The 22,239-nt window shown below is 70.8% G+C and carries 20 protein-coding genes, 1 pseudogene and 1 riboswitch; of the genes and pseudogenes, 11 read left to right on the forward strand and 10 right to left on the reverse strand.

Translation table 11 applies throughout. The features are described from left to right. Both aroA and BIV23_RS30410 read right to left on the reverse strand, forming a co-directional pair. Nucleotides 1-1,317 (reverse strand): 3-phosphoshikimate 1-carboxyvinyltransferase, encoded by a 1,317-nt coding sequence (gene aroA, locus BIV23_RS30405; RefSeq protein ID WP_071384192.1) that lies wholly within the window; start codon nucleotides 1,315-1,317, stop codon nucleotides 1-3. 28 nt (nucleotides 1,318-1,345) lie between these two features. Further along, nucleotides 1,346-2,068: a M50 family metallopeptidase gene (locus tag BIV23_RS30410; RefSeq protein WP_071384193.1), complete on the reverse strand. Its 723-nt coding sequence runs from the start codon at nucleotides 2,066-2,068 to the stop codon at nucleotides 1,346-1,348. 105 nt (nucleotides 2,069-2,173) lie between these two features. Between BIV23_RS30410 and BIV23_RS30415 the strand changes: the two genes are divergently transcribed. The 10 genes from BIV23_RS30415 (at nucleotide 2,174) to BIV23_RS30460 (ending at nucleotide 12,179) form a co-directional block, all read left to right on the forward strand. Then, nucleotides 2,174-2,989, forward strand: coding sequence for an SOS response-associated peptidase (locus BIV23_RS30415; RefSeq protein WP_071384194.1), 816 nt, complete (start codon nucleotides 2,174-2,176; stop codon nucleotides 2,987-2,989). A gap of 1 nt (nucleotide 2,990) precedes the next feature. After that, nucleotides 2,991-3,617 carry an alpha/beta hydrolase family protein gene (locus BIV23_RS30420; protein ID WP_107471307.1) on the forward strand — a complete coding sequence of 209 codons (627 nt, stop codon included), beginning with the start codon at nucleotides 2,991-2,993 and terminating at the stop codon, nucleotides 3,615-3,617. 311 nt (nucleotides 3,618-3,928) lie between these two features. Further along, nucleotides 3,929-4,624: an RNA polymerase sigma factor SigR gene (sigR, locus tag BIV23_RS30425; protein WP_071384196.1), complete on the forward strand. Its 696-nt coding sequence runs from the start codon at nucleotides 3,929-3,931 to the stop codon at nucleotides 4,622-4,624. Beyond that, entirely contained in the window at nucleotides 4,621-4,923 is a 303-nt protein-coding gene (rsrA, locus tag BIV23_RS30430) for a mycothiol system anti-sigma-R factor (RefSeq protein ID WP_071376532.1), read from the forward strand. The genes sigR and rsrA overlap by 4 nt, the downstream gene beginning before the upstream one ends. A gap of 108 nt (nucleotides 4,924-5,031) precedes the next feature. Then, nucleotides 5,032-6,327: an HD-GYP domain-containing protein gene (locus BIV23_RS30435; protein ID WP_071384197.1), complete on the forward strand. Its 1,296-nt coding sequence runs from the start codon at nucleotides 5,032-5,034 to the stop codon at nucleotides 6,325-6,327. Next, nucleotides 6,324-7,616: an HD-GYP domain-containing protein gene (locus BIV23_RS30440; protein ID WP_071384198.1), complete on the forward strand. Its 1,293-nt coding sequence runs from the start codon at nucleotides 6,324-6,326 to the stop codon at nucleotides 7,614-7,616. The genes BIV23_RS30435 and BIV23_RS30440 overlap by 4 nt, the downstream gene beginning before the upstream one ends. A 100-nt stretch (nucleotides 7,617-7,716) precedes the next feature. Next, a complete protein-coding gene (locus tag BIV23_RS30445; RefSeq protein WP_071384254.1) occupies nucleotides 7,717-8,697 on the forward strand; it encodes a hypothetical protein in 981 nt (326 codons plus the stop codon). Between the two features lie 73 nt (nucleotides 8,698-8,770). Beyond that, nucleotides 8,771-9,421, forward strand: a complete 651-nt coding sequence (gene def, locus BIV23_RS30450) for a peptide deformylase (protein ID WP_071384199.1) — start codon at nucleotides 8,771-8,773, stop codon at nucleotides 9,419-9,421. A 290-nt stretch (nucleotides 9,422-9,711) separates the two neighbouring features. After that, on the forward strand, nucleotides 9,712-10,812 hold the full coding sequence (gene cyc1, locus BIV23_RS30455; RefSeq protein ID WP_107471314.1) for an epi-isozizaene synthase: 1,101 nt from the start codon (nucleotides 9,712-9,714) through the stop codon (nucleotides 10,810-10,812). After that, on the forward strand, nucleotides 10,809-12,179 hold the full coding sequence (locus BIV23_RS30460) for a bifunctional albaflavenone monooxygenase/terpene synthase (RefSeq protein WP_071384201.1): 1,371 nt from the start codon (nucleotides 10,809-10,811) through the stop codon (nucleotides 12,177-12,179). Before cyc1 ends, BIV23_RS30460 begins: the two co-directional genes overlap by 4 nt. Nucleotides 12,180-12,211: 32 nt before the next feature. Here the strand turns inward: BIV23_RS30460 and BIV23_RS30465 are convergent. From BIV23_RS30465 to BIV23_RS30500, 8 genes and pseudogenes are all read right to left on the reverse strand, one after another. Beyond that, nucleotides 12,212-12,598: pseudogene (locus BIV23_RS30465) on the reverse strand (helix-turn-helix domain-containing protein); the annotation flags it as partial. Nucleotides 12,599-12,708: 110 nt separating this feature from the next. Continuing rightward, nucleotides 12,709-13,665, reverse strand: a complete 957-nt coding sequence (locus BIV23_RS30470) for a ribonucleotide-diphosphate reductase subunit beta (RefSeq protein WP_071384255.1) — start codon at nucleotides 13,663-13,665, stop codon at nucleotides 12,709-12,711. A gap of 116 nt (nucleotides 13,666-13,781) precedes the next feature. Next, nucleotides 13,782-16,151 (reverse strand): ribonucleoside-diphosphate reductase subunit alpha, encoded by a 2,370-nt coding sequence (locus BIV23_RS30475; protein WP_071384202.1) that lies wholly within the window; start codon nucleotides 16,149-16,151, stop codon nucleotides 13,782-13,784. Nucleotides 16,152-16,277: 126 nt separating this feature from the next. Beyond that, a riboswitch (cobalamin riboswitch) is annotated at nucleotides 16,278-16,402 on the reverse strand. A gap of 215 nt (nucleotides 16,403-16,617) precedes the next feature. Next, the gene (gene mctP, locus BIV23_RS30480) at nucleotides 16,618-18,234 is read right to left on the reverse strand and encodes a monocarboxylate uptake permease MctP (protein ID WP_071384203.1); all 1,617 of its coding nucleotides are present in this window, start codon (nucleotides 18,232-18,234) and stop codon (nucleotides 16,618-16,620) included. Next, nucleotides 18,231-18,494, reverse strand: coding sequence for a DUF3311 domain-containing protein (locus BIV23_RS30485; RefSeq protein ID WP_079173493.1), 264 nt, complete (start codon nucleotides 18,492-18,494; stop codon nucleotides 18,231-18,233). Before BIV23_RS30485 ends, mctP begins: the two co-directional genes overlap by 4 nt. Before the next feature lie 141 nt (nucleotides 18,495-18,635). Continuing rightward, nucleotides 18,636-19,400, reverse strand: coding sequence for a GntR family transcriptional regulator (locus BIV23_RS30490; protein WP_071376521.1), 765 nt, complete (start codon nucleotides 19,398-19,400; stop codon nucleotides 18,636-18,638). Between the two features lie 166 nt (nucleotides 19,401-19,566). Beyond that, nucleotides 19,567-20,352 (reverse strand): glucosamine-6-phosphate deaminase, encoded by a 786-nt coding sequence (gene nagB, locus BIV23_RS30495; RefSeq protein WP_071384205.1) that lies wholly within the window; start codon nucleotides 20,350-20,352, stop codon nucleotides 19,567-19,569. Nucleotides 20,353-20,500: 148 nt separating this feature from the next. Further along, the gene (locus BIV23_RS30500; protein WP_071384206.1) at nucleotides 20,501-21,253 is read right to left on the reverse strand and encodes an SDR family oxidoreductase; all 753 of its coding nucleotides are present in this window, start codon (nucleotides 21,251-21,253) and stop codon (nucleotides 20,501-20,503) included. A 96-nt stretch (nucleotides 21,254-21,349) separates the two neighbouring features. Between BIV23_RS30500 and BIV23_RS30505 the strand changes: the two genes are divergently transcribed. Further along, nucleotides 21,350-21,979, forward strand: a complete 630-nt coding sequence (locus tag BIV23_RS30505; protein WP_071384207.1) for a TetR/AcrR family transcriptional regulator — start codon at nucleotides 21,350-21,352, stop codon at nucleotides 21,977-21,979. Nucleotides 21,980-22,239: the final 260 nt, after the last annotated feature.

The raw sequence follows: 22,239 nt of genomic DNA on the forward strand, positions 1-22,239 counted from the left end.
CTACTGCCCGAGCATCCCGGTCCACAGCTCGGGGAAGTCCGGCAGGGTCTTGGCCGTCGTCGCCACGTTCTCGATCCGCACGCCCTCGACCGCGAGGCCGAGGATCGCGCCGGCGGTCGCCATGCGGTGGTCCTCGTAGGTGTGGAAGGTGCCGCCGTGCAGCGGGCGCGGGCGGATGTGCAGACCGTCGGCCGTCTCCGTGACGTCACCGCCGAGTTCGTTGATCTCCTTGGTGAGCGCGGCCAGCCGGTCCGTCTCGTGCAGCCGCAGATGGGCCACGCCCCGCAGGGTGGAGGGGGAGTCGGCGAGGGCGGCCACCGCCGCGATGCCGGGGGTCAGCTCGCCGACGTCACCGAGGTCCACGTCGATACCGTGGATGGCACCCGAACCGGTGAACACCAGCCCGTAGTCGGTGAGTTCACAGGAACCGCCCATCTCGGTGAAGACCTCCCGCAGCCGGTCGCCGGGCTGCGTGGTCCGCTCCGGCCAGTCGGGGATCAGCACCGTGCCGCCGGTGACCAGCGCGGCGGCGAGGAACGGCTGGGCGTTGGACAGGTCGGGCTCGACCGTCAGGTCCCGGCCGAGCAGCGCGCCCGGCGTCACCCGCCACACGTTCGGCTCGCCGCCGGACTCCGGGGTGTCCACCTGGGCGCCGACCGCGCGCAGCATGTCGACGGTCATCCGGATGTGCGGCATGGAGGGGAGCGTGCTCCCCGTGTGGCGGACCTCGACACCCTGGTTGAAGCGCGGGCCGGAGAGCAGCAGGGCCGACACGAACTGGGACGAGGACGACGCGTCGATCGCCACCGGACCGCCGTCCAGCGCCCCGCCGCCGTGCACGGTCAGGGGCAGCGTGCCCCGGCCGTCGTCGTCGATCCGGGCGCCGAGCACACGCAGCGCGTCGATCACGCCGTTCAGGGGGCGCTCGTACGAGCGGGGGTCGCCGTCGAACCGGATCGTGCCGTCGGCCAGCGCGGCGACCGGCGGCAGGAAACGCATCACCGTGCCGGCGTTGCCGACGTCGACGGTCGCCGGGCCGCGCAGGCCGCTCGGCACCACTCGCCAGGCCTCGCCGGTGCCGTCGGGGCCGACCCCCTCCTCGATCTCCACGCCCATGGCCCGCAGGGCGCCGGCCATCAGCAGGGTGTCGCGGGAGCGCAGCGGGCGGCGCAGCCAGCCGGGCTCGGAGGCGAGGGCGGCGAGGACGAGGGCACGGTTGGTGACCGACTTGGACCCCGGCACGTGGACCGTCGCGTCGACGGCTCCGCTCGCGTGCGGGGCGGGCCAGAGTGCGGGAAGGGCGGTGTTCGGGGCCATGGGCCCACTTTATAAGGAGGGTCGGCGGTCAACCTTCCAGCAGCCAGCGCCCGCCGCCGAGCAGCGAGCACAGCGACACCGCGTGGAACAGGAACAGCCACAGCCCCGCCGGGACGTGCGTCAGCCGGGACAGCTGGTCCGCGTCCGAGTCCCCGGCGCCGCCGCGCATCCGCTTCGCCTGGAGTTCGAAGGGCGGGCGGACCCCGCCGAGCAGCAGGAACCACACCACCGCGTACGCGAAGGCGGCCTGCACCTGGGAGCCCGCCAGCCAGGACACCAGCACGAAGGCGCCGCCGGCCAGGACCACGGTCAGCACGCCGTACGCGTTGCGGATCATCACCAGCATCACGAGCAGCAGGGCCGTCGCCAGCCACAGCAGCAGCGTGATGCGGCCGGAGGACAGCAGCGCGGCGCCGCCCAGGCCCAGCAGGGACGGCGCCGTGTAGCCCGCCGCGGCCGTCAGGATCATGCCCGGCCCGTACGGTTTGCCCCGGCTGACCGTGAGGCCGCTGGTGTCGGAGTGCAGCCGGATGCCGGTGAGCTGCCGGCCGGTGAGCAGGGCGACCAGGCCGTGGCCGCCCTCGTGCGCGATGGTGACCGCGTTGCGCGATATGCGCCACACCGGGTGCGGGACGACGACGGCGAGCGCGGCGGCGAGCGTGGCGATCACCACCCACACGTCGGGGTCGGACTGGGTCCCGGAGAGCTGGTCCCAGAGACCGGCCAACGAGGTGACGGCGAGGCTGTCCATAGGTCCGAGTGGCTCCCTGTCGTCGTGATCGAGAGGAGTCGGCGCGAAGCGCCGTCGTTGACGGGTGGTGGTCGGGTGACGGGTGGGCCTGGCAGTGTGGCACGTATGTGCGGACGGTATGCATCGAGTCGTAGGCCCGAGGATCTCGCAGGAGTCTTCGAGATCGAGAAGTGGGATCCGGAAGAGACCTTGGAGCCGGACTACAACGTGGCTCCGACCAAGGAGGTCCACGCCGTCCTCGACCGTCCTCTGAAAGACGCGGACTCCCCGCGTCCGGTTCGCCAGCTGCGCAGGCTGAAGTGGGGACTGGTGCCGTCCTGGGCCAAGACGCCCGAGGGCGGCGCCCGGATGATCAACGCGCGCGCGGAGACCGTGCACGAGAAGCCCTCCTTCCGCCGCGCCTTCGCCGCCCGGCGCTGCATCCTGCCCGCCGACGGCTACTACGAGTGGGTCACCGGGAAGGACGAGCGCGACCTGGAGGTCGAGGGGAGGAAGAAGCGGCCGCGCAAGCAGCCGTACTTCGTGCTGCCCGCCGACGGCTCGGTGTTCGCGATGGCCGGGCTGTACGAGTTCTGGCGCGACCGCACGCTGCCCGACGACCACCCCCAGGCCTGGTGGGTGACCTGCTCGGTGATCACCACGGAGGCCGAGCGGACCCCGCTGGCCGTCGCGCCCGAGGAGGGCCCGCACTCCCTCGCCGAGATCCACCCCCGGATGCCGCTGATGCTCACCCCGGACCGCTGGGACGCCTGGCTCGACCCGGCCCGCACCGACCCCGACACCCTGCGCGACCTGCTCGCCCCGCCCCCGCCCGGCCTGATGCGCGCCTACCCCGTCTCCACGGCCGTCAGCAACGTCCGCAACAACGGCCCGGAGCTGCTGAAGGAGCTTGAGGCGCCGGAAGAGGGCACACTCTTCTAGCGTGATCGAGATTGTCGAGACCGATGCCGGGACCGCACGCATCACCTGGCACAAGGCGAAGAAACCCCGGCTCGTCCTCGCCGCGAGCCACGGAGCCGGCGGCGGCATCGAGGCCCGGGACCTCCAGGCGCTCGCCCGGGTTCTCCCCGCGCACGGGGTGACCGTGGCCCTCGTCGAGCAGCCCTGGCGGGTCGCGGGCAAGAAGGTCGCGCCCGCGCCGAGGACGCTGGACGCCGGGTGGCGCGGCATCTGGCCCGCACTCGCCGGGATGGAGCTGCCGGTGATCTCCGGCGGGCGCAGCGCCGGGGCGCGGGTCGCCTGCCGTACGGCGGGCGAGCTGGGCGCGCACGCCGTGCTCGCGCTGAGCTTTCCGCTGCACCCGCCGGGCAGGCCCGAGAAGTCCCGGGCGGAGGAACTGCTCGGCACCGGGGTGCCCACGCTCGTCGTCCAGGGCGGAAACGACCCCTTCGGCCGGCCGGCGGAGTTCCCGGAGGGGCCGTACGAGCTGGTCGAGGTGGCGTACGGCGATCACGGGTTCGCGGTCCCGGGGCGCGCCGACATCACGCAGGAGCGGGCCCTGGAGATCATCACCGGCGCTGTCGTGGAGTGGGCCGCGTCACTCGGGTGACGGCAGGGAATGACTCGTGACCGGCCACTGTTGTGGCGGACAGAAGTGCTGAGGCCTCGGCACCGACGTCGTACGGAGAGGAAGTCCGCCGCATGGGTTCGACCATCTGCCCGCCCGTCGCCCACCACCGCCCCTGCGACGACGCGCTGCGCGCGGCCCCTCTCGATGTCCGCAGCAGCAGCCTTGACCTGGACTGGACGGTGCTCCACGCGGCCAAGACCGCTCCTATTCGAGCGGCGGCGGGCACGGGTCGTGTTCTATCCTCCGAAACGAGTGGGACCGGTCTCGGTCCCGCCCGGGATCTTGAGGAGGTGGGTCCGGTCACCGGTACCGACGCAGGGACCGACAACGGCCAGGCGGAGCAGCCCGAGGGCCGGGGCGTGAGCGCGGAGACGACCGCCGAGTCCAGCACGCAGCGCAGTGCGCGCTTCGAACGGGACGCGCTCGAATTCCTCGACCAGATGTACTCGGCCGCGCTGCGCATGACACGCAACCCGGCCGACGCCGAGGACCTGGTGCAGGAGACGTACGCCAAGGCGTACGCGTCCTTCCACCAGTTCCGCGAGGGCACCAACCTCAAGGCGTGGCTGTACCGGATCCTCACCAACACGTTCATCAACTCCTACCGCAAGAAGCAGCGCGAGCCGCAGCGCTCGGCGGCGGAGGAGATCGAGGACTGGCAGCTGGCCCGCGCCGAGTCGCACATGTCGACGGGTCTGCGCTCCGCCGAGTCGCAGGCGCTCGACCACCTGCCCGACTCGGACGTGAAGGAAGCGCTGCAGGCGATCCCCGAGGAGTTCCGCATCGCCGTCTATCTCGCGGACGTCGAGGGCTTTGCGTACAAGGAGATCGCGGACATCATGGGGACACCCATCGGTACGGTGATGTCCCGGCTGCACCGGGGCCGCCGTCAGCTGCGCGGCATGCTGGAGGACTACGCCCGTGAACGCGGGCTCGTCCCGGCGGGCGCCGGAGAGTCGAACGAAGCGAAAGGCTCGGGCTCATGAGCTGCGGAGAGCCGCACGAGACGGACTGCAGTGAGGTCCTCGACCATCTGTACGAGTTCCTCGACAGCGAGATGCCGGACGTCGACCGCGACAAGTTCCAGCACCACTTCGAGGAATGCTCTCCGTGCCTGGAGAAGTACGGCCTGGAGCAGGCCGTGAAGAAGCTGGTCAAGCGGTGCTGCGGGCATGACGACGTGCCCGCCGACCTGCGGGCCAAGGTCATGGGGCGGATCGACCTGATCCGCTCGGGCCACACCGTGCCGGAGCACGACGTCACCGCCGCCGGCCCGGAGAGCTGACCGCCGGGTCGTCACCCGAACGTGCTAATCCTCAGGTCATAAGCCCCCTGCCCCTCGCATCCCGCCCTAGGCTCCAGCCTGGGGCAGGCGTGGTCGGGGAGGGGCGCGATGGAGGCGGTTCCAGCGAGAGCACGCGGCTTTGTGGCCGCCGTCGCCGTGCTGGTACTGCTCTGCCTGCTGCCCCTGCCGACGGTACGCACGCCCTGGTGGGCGCTCGCCCTGCTCTGCGCGCTCTACGCCGGCTGCGAGTACGTCGTACGGCGCCGCTTCGGCGGCACCTTCCACCCCGTCCTGCTCGCCGCCGCGTTCCTGCTGCCGCCCCCGGCCGCCGCGCTCGTGCCGCTGCCCGCCGCCCTGCTCTGCCCCGTCGAGCAGCGGCCCGCCCTGCTGCGGCGGGTGTGGCGGGCCGCGCAGCCCGCGCTCGCGGTGTGGGGCGCCGCCACGGTGCACTGGACGCTCGGCGGCCGGGACGCCGTCGTCACCAGCGACTTCCCCTACGCGCTGCTGCCCGCGGGCGCGGCCGTCCTCGCCTTCTGCCTGATCCTCACCGCCCTCGACGGCGGCATCCTGGCCGTCGCCGAGCGTGTACCGCTGCGCCGGGCCTGGCGCGGGCTGCTGTCGCACTCGCTCGCGCCGGTCGCCGTGCAGGGGCTGGCCGGACTGATGATGGCCGTCCTGTGGCGCAGCCCGTACGGCCCGGTCGCAGCCCTGCTCGTACTGCTGCCGATGTACGTCTCCTGGTGGGTCTTCGCCCAGTACCACCGCGAACGCGCCGCCCACCAGGCCACCATCCGCGCCCTCGTCCAGGCCGTCGACATCAAGGACGGCTACACCCGCGGCCACAGCGAGCGCGTCGGCCAGGCCTCCGTGCTGATCGCCCGGGAACTCGGCATGGACGACGAGCGCATCGAGGTGCTGCGCTTCGCCGGCATCCTGCACGACGTCGGCAAGCTCGGCGTCCCCACCCGTCTGCTGCGCAAGGAGGGCCCGCTGACCCCCGAGGAACGCCGCGTCATCGAACTGCACCCGGAGTACGGCCACGAGATGGTCCGCGGGATCTCCTTCCTCGGCGAGGCCCGCGCCGCGATCCTGCACCACCACGAACGCCTCGACGGCAGCGGCTATCCCTACGGCCTGGCCGGCGAGCGGATCCCCGAGGCCGCCCGGGTCGTCGCCGTCGCCGACGCCTTCGACGCGATGACCTCCACCCGCTCCTACAGCCGGGCCCGGCCCGTCGAGACGGCCCTCGCCGAGCTGGAGCGCTGCGCAGGCGCCCAGTTCGACCCCCGGATGGTCGGCGCGCTGGTCCGCGCCCTGCGCCGGCACGGCTGGCATCCCGCGGTCACCGCCGACGAGGCGCACGCGCCGGTACGGGCGGTGGCCGGCGGGGGGACGCCCCGGTGACCGGCCTGCGGCTGATCCACGGCGCGGCCGCCCTCACCGCGGCCGGTTCCCTCGCCGTCACCCTGGGCACCGGCCTCACGGACCGGGGGATCGCGCTCGCCTTCGGGGTGCTCATAGCCGTCGGCGAACTGAACCGGTGGAGCGACTCCCAGGCCCGCCAGGCCGCGCCGCTCGCCGCCGCCGGCTCCCTGGCGTACGCCCTGCTCGGCGCCGACGCTGGCCGGCCCACCGCGCACCGTGCCGCCCAGGTCGTCACCGTCGTCCTGGTCGCGGCCGTGCTCGGCGCCGTCCCCCACATCTGGTGCGGCCGCACCCCCACCCTCGACCATCTCGCCCGCCGCGTCCTCACCGTCGGGTTCGCCGCCGTCTGCTTCCAACCCCTGTACGACCAGGGCCTGTTCACCTCCTGGGCCGGTCCCGGCTACGCCCTGCTGCTGATCGCCCTGCTCACCCTGACCGGCCTGTGCGACGCCGTGCTCGCCGCCGCCCTCGCCCACGCCCGCACCCGCTGGCCGTTCGGCCCGCTGCTGCGCGAGCAACTGCGCGGGCTGCTCGGCATCGGCTCCGCCGTGGGCGCCACCGGCGCCGTGATGGCGCTCGCGGTCGCCGTGGTCGGACTGTGGGCGCTGCCCGTGTTCTGCCTGCCCCTGCTGCTCACCCAGCTCTCCGTGCGCCGCTACGCCGCCGTGCGGGCCACCTACCGGCAGACCATCGCCTCCCTCGCCCGCGCCACCGAGATCGCCGGCTGCACCCCCGCGGGCCACGCCCGACGGGTCGCCGCGCTCGGCCTCGCCGTCGGCCGCGACCTCGGGATGGCCGAGGGCGAACTGACCGTTCTGGAGTACGCGGCCCTGATGCACGACATCGGGCAGCTCAGCCTCGTCGACCCGGTCCCGGCCGGCGCCACCGCCGGGCTGCCGCCCGAGGAGCAGCGGCGCATCGCGCTGCTGGGCGGGGCCGTCGTCCGGCAGACCGGGGTGGACGCGGCGGTCGCCGTCGTGGTCGAGCGGCAGGCCGACCCCTGCCGGGACCAGCCCCTCGCGGCGCGGATCGTCCGGGCCGTGAACGCCTACGAGGAGAAGTCCCGGGACGCCGGCCCCGAGGGTCCCCTGCGGGCGCTGGAGGAGCTGCGGCTCGCCGCAGCGGGGGACTACGCCCCCGAGGTCGTCGAGTCCCTCGGCCGGGTGCTGGCCCGGCCGCGCGGCTGGCGGGAGATCGCTCCGGCGCGGGACGACGGGAGACGTACGGCACTGTCTGACCCCGTGCGCGGCTGGGTAACCCATGGGTAATGAGCGCCTTTCCCCTGGCACGTGGTTGGATGCGAGGGAGAGGGTGTCCGGGGGCACAAGCCAGCCCACTGTGCGGAACTGGAACTGGCAGGCGGGAATCGTGAGGATCTTCGGCAAGGGACGGCACCGGCCCTCCGCCTCCTGGCGGCAGGCCACCGACCGCGCGTTCACGCTCATCGGCGACGGCCGCTACGAGGACGCGGGCGAACTGCTGACACGGGCCGCCGACCTGGAGCCCTGGCTGTCGGAGTCCTGGTTCAACCTCGCCCTGCTGCACAAGTTCCGGCACGACTGGGAGCAGGCCCGCGCGGCCGGGCTGCGCGCCGTCGCCCTGCTCGACCGGGAGGCCGGCGCGCCCGACTGGTGGAACGTCGGCATCGCCGCGACCGCCCTCCAGGACTGGCCGCTGGCCCGCCGCGCCTGGCAGGCGTACGGGCTGAAGGTGCCCGGCGGCGCCACCGTGGCCGGCGAGCCCGTCGGCATGGAGCTGGGCAGCGCGGCCGTACGACTCTCCCCGGAAGGCGAGGCCGAGGTCGTGTGGGGCCGCCGGCTGGATCCGGCCCGCATCGAGGTCCTCTCCATCCCACTTCCCTCGTCCGGGCGACGCTGGGGCGAGGTCGTGCTGCACGACGGCGTCCCGCACGGCGAGCGCACGACGTCCGCCGGCCACTCCTACCCGGTCTTCGACGAGATCGAGCTGTGGGCGCCCTCGCCCGTGCCGACCTGGGTGGTCCTGCTGGAGGCGGCCACGGAGGCGGACCGGGACGCGCTGGAGCAGCTGGCCGCCGACGCGGGGTTCGCGGCGGAGGACTGGTCCTCCTCGGTGCGGCTGCTGTGCCGGATGTGCTCGGAGTCGCGGATGCCGTCGGACGAGGGTGAAGGGGAGCATCTGGACCCGCACGACCACAGCGAGCCAGGTCACCCCGGCCCGCTGGGGCACCGCACGGACGGACAGCTGTGGGTCCCGGAACGGGAGTGCGGGGTGGCCGCGCCCGCTTCGCTGGTCCGGGGGCTGCTGGACGGATGGGTCGCGGACAGCCCGGACTCGCGGGACTGGCGGGACCTGGAAGAGGTTTGCTGAGCGGCCGGTGAGCTGTCGCCTTTAGGCTGTACTCGATTCTTTTGAAGGTTTTGCAGGAAGGCGTACGTCGGTCATGGCGCAGCAGGACACCGATCAGCAGCACGCGGGCGTGCTCCCCGTCGACGACGAGGGGTACATCGTCGACACGGAGGACTGCGAGGAGCGCGAGCAGGCCTGGCGTGAGCGCGGCACCTCGCGGCCGATCACGGTCGTCGGCAACCCGGTGCTGCACAAGGAGTGCCGGGACGTCACCGAGTTCGGCGCGGAGCTGGCGCAGCTGGCCGCCGACATGTTCGCCAGCCAGCGCACCGCCGAGGGCGTGGGCCTGGCCGCCAACCAGATCGGTGTCGACCTCAAGGTCTTCGTCTACGACTGCCAGGACGACGAGGGCAACCGGCACGTCGGCGTGGTCTGCAACCCGAAGCTGGTCGAGCTGCCCGCCGAGAAGCGCCTGCTGGACGACAACAACGAGGGCTGCCTGTCCGTGCCGGGTGCGTACGCGCCGCTCGCGCGTCCGGACTACGCCGAGGTGACGGGCCAGGACGTCGCGGGCAACGCGATCAAGGTCCGCGGCACCGGCTACTTCGCGCGTTGTTTGCAGCACGAGACCGACCACCTCTACGGCTACCTCTACATCGACCGGCTGTCCAAGCGGGAGCGCAAGGACGTCATGCGGCAGATGGCCGAGAACGAGCCACGTTACCCGGTCGTCGCCAACGACTGACGGGCGCGGGGCCTCGGGCGCCCGGCCGGGATCACTCCCGGCCGGGCGCCCTTCGCATGGCCTTCCTCGCTCATCCGTGCGTCGCACAACCGATCGCTTCCGGCTCTCTCGTGATCCCTAATCAGTCATACATGGGGGGATTCTCGGCATCTTGGGGTAGTGAGTGAAGCAAATCCGTTCCCATGGCGGTCAGTTGTGGTGCTGAATGGGAACTGCGGGGATACGCAACGGCGCACGCCCGGGCATGACGGGAGGGGCGCGCGCTCCTGGCGGCTGAGAGGGGTTTGTTCGTGCAAGCTTTCCCACACAGCACCACAGCGACACCTACGGCGGTCGTAGTGCCACCCTCACTGGCACTCCCGGTGATCGAGTCCGCCTTTCCCCGGCAACTGCATCCGTATTGGCCGCGGCTTCAGGAGAAGACCCGCCTGTGGCTGCTCGAAAAGCGGCTCATGCCCGTGGGCAAGGTGCAGGAATATGCCGATGGACTGTGCTACACCGACCTGATGGCGGGCTTCTACGTGAACGCCTCCGACCAGGTCCTGCAAGCCATCGCCGACTACAGCGCGTGGTTCTTCATCTGGGACGACCGCCACGACCGCGACATCGTGCACGGCCGGGCGGGCGACTGGCGGCGGCTGAGGAACCGCCTGCACGCGGCCCTCGATGCGCCCAGGCATCATCTGCACCACCCGGACCCGCTGGTCTCGGGGTTCGCGGACAGCGTGCAGCGGCTGTACGGCTTCCTGCCGCGCACCTGGAACCAGCGGTTCGCCCGGCACTTCCATGCGGTGATCGAGGCCTACGACCGTGAATTCCGCAACCGCACCGAGGGATACATACCCGGTGTCGAGGAATACCTCGCCCTGCGTCGGCACACCTTCGCCCACTGGATATGGACGGACCTGCTCGAACCCAGCGCCGGATGCGAACTCCCGGACGCCGTACGGAAAAACCCGGCCTATCGCCGGGCCGCGCTGCTGACCCAGGAATTCGCCGCCTGGTACAACGACCTGTGCTCGCTGCCGAAAGAAATAGCGGGAGATGAGGTCCACAATCTCGGAATCAGTCTCATCACCCATGAGGGACTGACTCTCGAAGAAGCCGTGGACGAGGTCAGGCGGCGCGTCGAGAAATGCATCCAGGAATTCCTGGAGGCCGAACAGCAGGCACTGCGCTTCGCCGACGCAATTGCCGACGGCGCCGCCCCTGGATTGGTCGCCGGCGGCAAAGAACTGAGCACCGCGGTGCGCGCCTGTGTCGGCGATATGCGGAACTGGTTCAGCTCCGTCTACTGGTTCCACCACGAGTCCGGCCGGTACATGGTCGACAGCTGGGACGACCGGTCCACGCCCCCGTACGTGACGAACGAAACGGCAGGTGAGAAATGACCGTCGAGTCTGTGCGGCCCGTGACCTCCGAGACGGCACAACCGCGCGAGGCGCCCCTCGCGGGCGGCGCCGTGCCGGGTCTCGGGCACGGCCTGAAGCTGGTCCGTGACCCGCTCGCCTTCATGGCGGGCCTGCGCGACCACGGTGACGTCGTACGCCTCAAGCTCGGTCCCAAGACGGTGTACGCCGTCACCACGCCGGCGCTCACCGGCGCCCTCGCGCTCAGCCCCGACTTCAAGATCGACGGACCGCTGTGGGAGTCCCTCGAAGGGCTGCTCGGCAAGGAGGGCGTGGCCACCGCCAACGGCCCCACGCACCGGCGCCAGCGGCGCACCATCCAGCCCGCCTTCCGGCTGGACGCCATCCCGAACTACGGGCCGATCATGGAGGAGGAGGCGCACGCGCTGACGGAGCGCTGGCAGCCCGGCCGGACCGTCGAGTGCACCTCCGAGTCCTTCCGGGTCGCCGTGCGCATCGCCGCCCGCTGCCTGCTGCGCGGCGAGTACATGGACGAGCGCGCCGAGCGGCTCAGCGTCGACCTCGCCACCGTCTTCCGGGGCATGTACCGCAGGATGGTCGTCCCGCTCGGACCGCTGTACCGGCTGCCGTTTCCGGCCAACCGCCAATTCAACCGGGCCTTGGCCGATTTGCATCTCCTCGTGGACGAGATCGTCGCCGAGCGGAGGGCAAGTGGTCAAAGGCCGGACGATTTGCTGACGGCATTGCTGGAAGCGAAGGACGACAATGGCGACCCCATCGGGGAACAGGAGATCCACGACCAGGTCGTCGCGATACTCACCCCGGGCAGCGAAACAGTGGCGTCCACGATCATGTGGCTGCTCCAAGTCCTCGCGGAACACCCGGAACACGCGGAGAAGGTACGGACCGAGGTCGAAACCGTGACCGGCGGCCGACCCGTCGCATTCGAGCACGTCCGCTCACTCACCCACACCAACAATGTCGTCGTCGAGGCGATGCGGCTCAGGCCGGCCGTTTGGATATTGACGCGGCGGGCGGTGACCGAAACCTCACTCGGCGGCTATCGCATTCCGGCCGGGGCGGACATCGTCTACAGCCCCTACGCGATCCAGCGCGACACCCGCTCCTACGACCGCCACCTCGACTTCGACCCCGACCGGTGGCTGCCGGAGCGGGCCAAGGAGGTCCCGAAGCACGCGATGAGTCCGTTCAGCACGGGCAACCGCAAGTGCCCGAGCGACCACTTCTCCATGACCCAGCTGACCCTGATCACGGCGGCGATCTCCGCGAAGTACCGCTTCGAGCAGGTCGCGGGGTCGAACGACGCCACCCGCGTGGGCATCACGCTGCGCCCGCACGACCTGCTGCTGAAACCTGTGGAGTGGTGAGGTGACGGATACGTCCTGATACCGGCGCGCGCTCACGCGGCGTGAGGGCCGCGGAACGTGCGCCGGTAGGCGTTCGGCGCGGTCCCGAGCGCCCGCACGAACTGGTGACGCAGCGCAGCCGCCGTACCGAACCCGGTGCGCCAGGCGATGGCGTCCACGGTCTCGTCGGTACCCTCCGGCAACTCCAGTGCGCACAGCACCCGTTGGCGCAGGATCCACCGGTACGGCGTGGTCCCGGTCTGCTGCTGGAAGCGGCGGGCGAAGGCGCGCGGCGCCATGTGCGCGCGGGCGGCGAGCTGCTCGACGGTCACCTCCGCGCCGAGGCGCTCCTCCCTCCGCACCAGCACCTCGCCGACGGTGTCGCACGAGCCCTTCGGCAGCGGCCGCTCGATGGACCGGGCCTGCCCGCCGTCCCGGTGCGACACCCCGGAACACACGCTCAGCACCCGGGCACCCCGTCCGGCAGCACGGCGGCCGTGCATGACCGGAAACCGGATTCAAGGCCTGATCGGGCGTACGGGCGGCAGACTCAGAAGTCCTCGTCCAGGTCGACGGTGCCCTCCACCGCGACCTGGTACGCCGACGGGCGGCGCTCGAAGAAGTTCGTCAGCTCCTGAACACCCTGGAGCTCCATGAAGGAGAAGGGGTTCTCCGAGCCGTACACCGGGGCGAAGCCGAGGCGCGTGAGGCGCTGGTCGGCGACGCACTCCAGGTACTGGCGCATCGACTCGGTGTTCATGCCCGGCAGCCCGTCACCGCACAGGTCGCGGGCGAACTGCAGCTCGGCCTCGACCGCCTCCGCCAGCATGTCGGTGACCTGCTGCTGGAGCTGGTCGTCGAAGAGGTCCGGCTCCTCCTTGCGGACGGTGTCGACCACGTCGAAGGCGAAGGACATGTGCATGGTCTCGTCGCGGAACACCCAGTTGGTGCCCGTGGCGAGGCCGTGCAGCAGACCCCGGCTGCGGAACCAGTAGACGTACGCGAAGGCGCCGTAGAAGAACAGGCCCTCGATGCACGCGGCGAAGCAGATCAGGTTCAGCAGGAAGCGCCGGCGGTCGGCCTTCGACGCCAGCCGGTCCAGCTTCTCCACCTCGTCGATCCACGTGAAGCAGAACTGCGCCTTCTCGCGGATGGAGGGGATGTTCTCGACGGCCGCGAAGGCCGCCGCCCGGTCGTCCGGGTCGGGCAGGTAGGTGTCCAGCAGCGTCAGATAGAACTGGACGTGCACGGCCTCCTCGAAGAGCTGACGGCTCAGATAGAGCCGCGCCTCGGGGGAGTTGATGTGCTTGTACAGCGTCAGCACCAGGTTGTTCGCGACGATCGAGTCGCCCGTCGCGAAGAAGGCCACCAGCCGGCCGATGAGGTGCTGCTCCTCGGGCGTCAGCTTCGCGAGGTCGGCGACGTCCGAGTGGAGGTCGACCTCCTCCACGGTCCAGGTGTTCTTGATCGCGTCCCGGTAGCGCTCGTAGAAGTCCGGGTAGCGCATCGGACGCAGCGTCAGCTCGAAGCCCGGGTCGAGCAGGTTCTGGAATCGGGAGGTGGCGCCGCGGAGCGCCGTCGTCGAGGGGTGGCGGTCGGGCGACGGGTGGGCGGGAGTGGACATTACTGGCAGGCCTCGCAGGACTCGGGGTTTTCCAGGGAGCAGGCGACGGCGTCGGGGTCGGCGACCTGCTGGGCGGGGATGGTCTTCTGGGGCTGCGCCTGGGCCGCGCGGGCGATCCGGGTCGCCGGGCGGGAGCGCAGGTAGTACGTCGTCTTCAGGCCCGACTTCCAGGCGTACGCGTACATCGAGGAGAGCTTGCCGATGGTCGGCGTCTCCAGGAACAGGTTCAGGGACTGCGCCTGGTCCAGGAACGGCGTGCGGGCCGCGGCCATGTCGATCAGACCGCGCTGCGGGATCTCCCACGCGGTGCGGTACAGCGCGCGCACCTCCTCGGGGATCCACGCGAAGTCCTGCACCGAGCCGTTCGCGTCGCGCAGCGCCTCACGGGTGCGCGCGTCCCACACGCCCAGGTCCTTCAGGTCCTGCACCAGGTACGAGTTGACCTGGAGGAACTCACCCGACAGCGTCTCGCGCTTGAACAGGTTCGACACCTGCGGCTCGATGCACTCGTACACACCGGCGATGGAGGCGATGGTGGCCGTCGGGGCGATCGCGAGGAGCAGCGAGTTGCGCAGGCCGACGCCGGCGATCCGCTCGCGCAGCGCGTCCCAGCGCTCCGGCCAGGTCAGCTCGGCGTCGTAGTGGTCCGGGTGCAGCACGCCCTGGGCCGTACGGGTCTTCTCCCAGGCCGGCAGCGGGCCGCCCCGCTCGGCGAGGTCGGCGGAGGCCTCGTAGGCGGCGAGCATGATCCGCTCGGCGATCCGCGTCGAGAGGGCCTTGGCCTCGGCGGAGTCGAAGGGCAGCCGCAGCTTGAAGAAGACGTCCTGGAGGCCCATCGCGCCGAGACCGACCGGACGCCACTTGGCGTTGGAGCGGCCCGCCTGCTCGGTCGGGTAGAAGTTGATGTCCACGACCCGGTCGAGGAAGGTCACGGCCGTGCGGACGGTCTCGTCCAGCCGCTCCCAGTCGAGGTCACCCCTCGCCGTGTCGACAAAGGCACCCAGGTTCACCGAACCGAGGTTGCAGACCGCCGTCTCGCCGTCGTCCGTGACCTCCAGGATCTCCGTACAGAGGTTGGAGGAGTGGACCACGTGACCGGGCAGGGCCGTCTGGTTGGCGGTGCGGTTGGCGGCGTCCTTGAAGGTCATCCAGCCGTTGCCGGTCTGCGCGAGGGTGCGCATCATGCGGCCGTACAGCTCACGGGCCGGGATGGTCTTCTTCGCGAGGCCCGCCTGCTCGGCCTTGCGGTACGCGGCGTCGAACTCGTCGCCCCACAGGTCCACCAGCTCCGGCACGTCGGCGGGGGAGAACAGCGACCAGGACGCGTCCGCGTTGACCCGGCGCATGAACTCGTCCGGGATCCAGTGCGCGAGGTTCAGGTTGTGCGTACGGCGGGCGTCCTCACCGGTGTTGTCCCGCAGCTCCAGGAACTCCTCGATGTCGGAGTGCCAGGTCTCCAGGTAGACCGCGGCCGCGCCCTTGCGTCGGCCGCCCTGGTTCACGGCGGCCACCGAGGCGTCCAGCGTCTTCAGGAACGGCACGATGCCGTTGGAGTGCCCGTTGGTGCCGCGGATCAGCGAACCGCGGCTGCGGATGCGGGAGTACGACAGCCCGATGCCGCCGGCGTGCTTCGAGAGCCGGGCCACCTGGTGGTAGCGGTCGTAGATCGAGTCCAGCTCGTCCAGCGGGGAGTCGAGGAGGTAGCAGGACGACATCTGGGGGTGCCGCGTACCGGAGTTGAAGAGCGTGGGGGAGGAGGGCAGGTAGTCGAGGCGGCTCATGAGCCCGTAGAGGGCGGCGACTTCGTCCAGCGCGCGGACGCTGTCGTCCTCGGCGAGACCGCTCGCGACCCGGAGCATGAAGTGCTGGGGGGTCTCGATGACCCGGCGGGTGATCGGGTGCCGCAGCAGGTAGCGGCTGTGCAGGGTGCGCAGGCCGAAGTAGCCGAAACGGTCGTCGGCGTGCACGTCGACCAGGGCGTCGAGACGGGCCGCGTGCAGCCGTGCGAACGCGGCGGTGCGGTCGGCGATGAGGCCCTCGCGGTGGCCGACGGCCACGGACTCGGTGAAGGACGTCACCCCCTGCGAGGCGGCCTCGGCGCGGATGGAGAGGGTCAGCAGCCGGGCGGCCAGCCGCGAGTAGGCGGGGTCCTCGGAGATGAGCCCGGCGGCGGCCTCCGTGGCCAGTTCGCGCAACTCCGCCTCGTCGGCCTTCGCCGACCGGCCGCGCAGCGCGGCGGCGGCGACCCGGCCGGGGTCGGCGTCGGGGAGGTCGGCGGTCAGCTCGGTCAGGGTACGCAGCAGCGCGGTACCGGGACCGTCGGTGTCCAGACCGCCTGCTGAAGCCGGATCTGCGGGCGCGATGGTCACGTGGGGCTCTCCCTCGCTCGGCACGGGGGCCTTGCGGAGGGCAGGGGGCAGCCACGAGCGCGCACGCGTCGCGTCCACCGGCCCATTCCACGAGGCCCGGACGTCGGAAGGCACCCGGGCCGGACGGCCGGGCGCACGCTGCCGGCAGGTCCTCGGACTGACTCCTGGGCGCGGATGCGCACAAGTACACCGTTGCGGGACAGTTCCGGATTCGCACCGGATTCCCCTGCGGCGACAGCGAGGATGAGCATACATCTAGTGCCGGGCTGTCGTGACACCCCCAGATGTTGTGTCTGTTGTGTGTTGCGCTGGCTTCAGAGCGTCAACTTGTGTATGACGGGGGACATACGAGAGCGGGCCGCCGTGGGTTCGTCCCATGGCGGCCCGCTGCGGTGCGTCGTGGTAGACCGCGCCCACGCGGCGGAGCCGCAGAGCGATACGGCCCCGCTCCCCTAGGGGGCGCGTTTCAGTGGGCGACACCCGCCAGTTCCGTCTCGACGCCCGGGTCGCCCGCGTCCGCCGTGTAGTCCTCCGGCCTGGTCTCGTCCAGGCCCGCGGGGGCCTTCACGGCCTTCAGGACGAGGGTGAGGATCACGGTGACCGCCACGTTCAGTACGAACGCCGTCATGCCGATGTAGCCGATCTCGCCGATGCCGGGGATCTCCTTCGCCGAGCCGCCGAAGTGCTTCTGGGTCGGGGAGGCGACGCCGTACGCGGCGACCGTGCCGTAGATCATGCCGACCGCCCAGCCGGCGAGCAGCGCCCAGCGGTGGAACCAGCGGGTGAACAGGCCGCCGACCAGGGCCGGGAAGGTCTGCAGGATCCAGATGCCGCCCAGCAGCTGGAAGTTGATGGCGACCGTCTTGTCCATGGTGAGGACGAAGACCAGGGCGCCGACCTTCACCAGCAGGGAGACCAGCTTGGAGACCTGGGCCTCCTGCTTCGGCGTGGCGTCCGGTCTGATGAAGTCCCGGTAGATGTTGCGGGTGAAGAGGTTCGCCGCCGCGATCGACATGATGGCCGCGGGCACGAGGGCGCCGATGCCGATGGCGGCGAAGGCCACGCCCGCGAACCAGCTCGGGAACATGTCCTCGAACAGCTGCGGGATCGCCAACTGCCCGTTGCCGACCTTGACTCCGGCCGCGATCGCCATGAATCCCAGCAGGGCCAGCAGGCCGAGCATCAGGGAGTACAGCGGCAGGATCGTGGTGTTGCGGCGGATCACCTCACGGCTCTTGGACGACAGGGTCGCGGTGATCGAGTGCGGGTACATGAACAGGGCCAGGGCCGAACCGAGGGCCAGCGTGGCGTATGTCCACTGGCCCGCCTGCGGGGGCACGAGCGCGCCGCGCGGCTTGCCCGTCGCTGGGCTGACCTGGCTGAAGGCGTGACCGGCCTTCGCGAAGACGGCGTCGAAGCCGCCCAGCTTGATCGGGATGTAGATGATCGCGACCGCGATGACGATGTAGATCAGTGCGTCCTTGACGAACGCGATCAGGGCGGGGGCGCGCAGCCCGGACGAGTACGTGTAGGCCGCGAGCACACCGAAGGCGATCAGCAGCGGCAGGTCCCGGACGAACCAGTTGCCGCTGTTCTCCCCGCCGACGCCCATCACGTCCAGCACGGCCTGGATGCCGACGAGCTGGAGCGCGATGTACGGCATCGTGGCGAGGATGCCGGTCAGCGCCACCGCCAGCGACAGGCTCTTGGAGCCGAACCGGCCGCGCACGAAGTCCGAGGTCGTCACGTAGCCGTGCTTGTGGGACACCGACCACAGGCGGGGCAGGAACGTGAAGATCAGCGGATAGACGAGGATCGTGTACGGCACCGCGAAGAAGCCGGACGCGCCCGCCGCGTAGATCGCCGCCGGTACGGCGACGAATGTGTACGCCGTGTACAGGTCACCGCCGAGCAGGAACCAGGTGATCCAGGTGCCGAACGACCGCCCGCCCAGGCCCCATTCGTCCAGCGAGTGCTCGTTCTCGGCCCTGCGCCAGCGTGCGGCGAGGAAGCCCATGACCGTGACGGCCAGGAAGAAGAAGATGAAGACGCCGAGCGCGACGCCGTTGACGCCGTTCTTCACTTCGCCGCACCCCCCTGCCGGCCGGCGCGGGCGCGCTGGTCACGCTGCCACAGCTTGTACGCCGTCATCGTGAGCGCCGTGGAGATCAGCACCCAGAGCATCTGGTACCAGTAGAAGAAGGGGATACCGATGAACGCGGGGTCGGTCTTGGCGTACGAGCCGACCCACAGCATCGCCACGAAGGGCGCGACGAGGCACACGCCGATGATCACGCGCACCGGTGTCACCACCGGCGGCCTCACTTCTGGTGCTTCGGACATGCCACCGATCTCCGTCCCCTCGCTGATCACCTGTGTAATGCGCAGGCAATCTAGGTGACGGTGTCACGGCAGTGGAAGACCTCGTCCGCATATCGGTATATCGATTCGGCGAACGTGCACCGCCCGCGCCCCCGGCGGGGTCTACTCGACGGGCCGCTTCAGCCGCGCCACGAACTTGTAGCGGTCCCCGCGGTACACCGAGCGCACCCACTCCACCGGCTTGCCCTCGCGGTCCAGGGAGTGACGGGAGAGCATCAGCATGGGCAGGCCCACGTCGGTGCCGAGCAGGCCCGCCTCGCGCGGCGTGGCCAGGGAGGTCTCGATGGTCTCCTCGGCCTCGGCGAGATGGACGTCGTAGACCTCCGCGAGCGCGGTGTAGAGAGAGGTGTACTTCGCCAGGGAGCGGCGCAGGGCCGGGAAGCGCTTGGCGCTCAGATGCGTGGTCTCGATCGCCATCGGCTCGCCGTTGGCCATGCGCAGCCGCTCGATGCGCAGCACGCGCCCGCCGGCCGTGATGTCGAGCAGCCCGGCGAGCCGGTCGTCCGCCGTGATGTACCCGACGTCCAGCAGTTGAGAGGTCGGCTCCAGGCCCTGGGCGCGCATGTCCTCGGTGTAGGAGGTGAGCTGGAGCGCCTGGGAGACCTTGGGCTTGGCGACAAAGGTGCCCTTGCCCTGGATCCGCTCCAGCCGGCCCTCGACGACCAGCTCCTGAAGGGCCTGGCGGACGGTGGTGCGGGAGGTGTCGAATTCGGCCGCCAGTGTGCGCTCGGGCGGGACCGGAGTGCCCGGCGCCTGCGTCTCCGTCATGTCGAGCAGGTGCTTCTTCAAGCGGTAGTACTTGGGCACGCGTGCCGTACGGACGGTGGTGCCGGCCTCGTTCTCCGCACTGCTCACGTCGGTGCTCATGCCCTGCCTTCCCGGCTCCGGATGCCGAAAGCGACCGACTGACATCGGCCACGGCTCACATCGTGGCACGGGTTCTTGTGTCCGGAGTCCACCCGCACGCCCCGCGATCTCCTCTGTATACCGTCGCACCCCTGGTTGGTCTAGTCCATCACCCCGCCCCGGGCCTCTAGATCCCCTGCCAGTCCGGCTTGTTGGCGTAGGTGTGCCGGAAGTAGTCGGCGAGCTTCAGCTTGGACGCGGCCGCCTCGTCGACCACCACCGTCGCGTGCGGGTGCAGCTGGAGCGCGGAGGCCGGGCAGACCGCGGCGACCGGGCCCTCGACGGTCGCGGCCACCGCGTCGGCCTTGCCCTCGCCGGTCGCGAGCAGCACCAGGTGCCGGGCCTCCAGGATGGTGCCGATGCCCTGGGTGATGACGTGGTGGGGGACCTGGCCGATGTCGCCGTCGAAGAAGCGGGCGTTGTCGACGCGGGTCTGCTCGGTCAGCGTCTTGATGCGGGTGCGCGAGGCGAGCGAGGAGCACGGCTCGTTGAAGCCGATGTGTCCGTCGGTGCCGATGCCGAGCAGCTGGAGGTCCACCCCGCCGGCCGTGGCGAGCGCGCGGTCGTACTCCTCGCACGCCGCCTGGACGTCCGCGGCGGTGCCGTCGGGGCCGAGGAACGCGTCCATGCCGATGCCGAGCGGCTCCAGCACCTCACGGCGCAGCACCGAGCGGTAGGACTCGGGGTGCTCGGCGGGCAGCCCCACGTACTCGTCGAGCTGGGCGATCCGGGCCCGCGAGGTGTCCACGGCGCCGGAGCGCACCTTCGCGGTCAGCGACTGATAGATGGGCAGCGGGGTGGAGCCGGTGGCCACGCCGAGCAGGGCGTCGGGCTTGCGTCGCAGCAGCTGTGCCATGGCCTCGGCGATCAGCTCGCCGCCCGCCGCGGCGTCCGGAACGATGACAACTTCCACGCTGGGCCTGCCGTTCTGAAGTGGGCTCGAAGTGGGCTCTGTGCACCTCTATGTGGTTTAGACCAATCTAACAGAATCGCCGTACGACGGGGCGGGAAAGCGGGGCGGAAGCTCCGGGGAACGTTCGGGTGGAGCGGTCCGGGAGTGGTCAGGTGAGGGAGCCTCCCGTCGCGTCCAGCCAGTGGCCCGTCACCCAGCGACCGTCCTCCGAGACCAGGAAGGCCACCACGTCGGCGATGTCCGACGGCCGGCCCACCCGGCCCAGCGCCGCGTACGCCGCCGCGTTCGCCCATGCCTCGTCGCTCGCGCGCAGCCAGTCGGCGGTGACGTCGGTGTCCACGATGCCGGGCGCCACCGAGTTCACCGTGATCCCGCGGGGGCCGAGCACCTTGGACAGGTCCCGGGTGAAGACGTCCAGCGCGGCCTTCGTCATCGCGTAGGCGACGAGGTGGGGCATCAGGGCGGTCCGTGCGAGCCCCGACGATATGTTCACCACCCGTCCGCCGTCCCGCAGTCGGTCCGCCCCGAGCTGCGTGAGGAAGAACGGTGCCTTCGCGTTCACCGCGAAGAGGCGGTCGTACTCCTCCTCGTCGATCTCCGTGAACGGGCGCGAGGTGCCGATGCCCGCGTTGTGCACGAGGATGTCCAGGCCGTCGGCGTGCCGGTCGAACTCCTCCCAGAGCCGTGCCGCGTCCCCCGGCGTGCCCAGCTCCGTCCTGATCGGGAACGCCGAGCCGCCGGCCGCCTCGATGGCCGCGACCGTCTCCTTGGCGGCCGCCTCGTCCCTTCCGCAGTGCACCGCCACCCGGGCTCCGTCTCGCCCGAGCCGCTCGGCGATGCCCCGCCCGATGCCCCGGCTCGCACCCGTGACCAGCGCCGTCTTCCCCGTGAGCGCACCCATTTCTGCCACCCCTTCGCATTTCTCTAGTGGTCGCTACAGAAAAACCGTACAGCATGACGGGGACAATTTTCTAGGGCCCGCTATAAAATGCCTGTCATGGTGACGGGTCAGGACGCGAAAGCGCAGGCGGGCAACGGCAGGACGCGTGGTCGGCCGCGCTCCTTCGACCGGGCCACCGCGCTGGAGAAGGCGCTCATGGCCTTCTGGGAGCACGGGTACGAGGCCACCTCGGTCTCCGACCTCACCCGGATCATGGGCATCGGGGCGCCGAGTCTCTACGCGGCCTTCGGCGACAAGCGGAGCCTGTTCGAGGAGGTCGTCCGGGTCTACGCGGACACGCACGGCGCCTTCGGCGACCGCGCCCTCGCCGAGGAGTCCACCGCTCGCGACGCCGTCGCCCGCACGCTGCGCGAGGCCGCCGCCGAGTACACCGACCCCGCCCACCCCTTCGGCTGCCTCGTCGTGCACGCCGCGACCAACTGCACCAGCGCCGAGGTGGAGCGGCTGCTGCGCGAGCGGCGCAACGCCAACATCGCGGCCATGGCCTCCCGGATCCGTGCCGACGTCGCGGCGGGGGTGCTCCCGGCCGGCACCGACGCCGCCGCACTGGCCCGGCACACCGGCGCGATGATCCAGGGCATGTCCCAGCAGGCGCGCGACGGGGCGAGCCGGGAGGAACTGGAAGCACTCGCGGAAATTGCCATGACCATCTGGCCCCAAGACTGAGCCCGGCGGGCTAGGCTGCGTGCTGCGTGGCATCGAGTGCCATCAGGTGTGGATATCGGGTGCCATCGCTCGTGCATGCCGACAAGGCCATGGACACACCCTTGTGGTCTAGTCCACAATTCCAAGAGAACACAAAAGCCTCCGCCTTCCCCGCACAGGAGGGCGGATCGAGGAACCGGCGCTCTCTGCCCTGACTGCCCCGGCTCCTCGACCTTCGGCCGGCCGGGACCGCACACCCCGCGGCCGATGATGCTCCGGGC

Source organism: Streptomyces monashensis (assembly GCF_001866665.1).
Classification (GTDB): Bacteria; Actinomycetota; Actinomycetes; order Streptomycetales; family Streptomycetaceae; genus Streptomyces; species Streptomyces monashensis.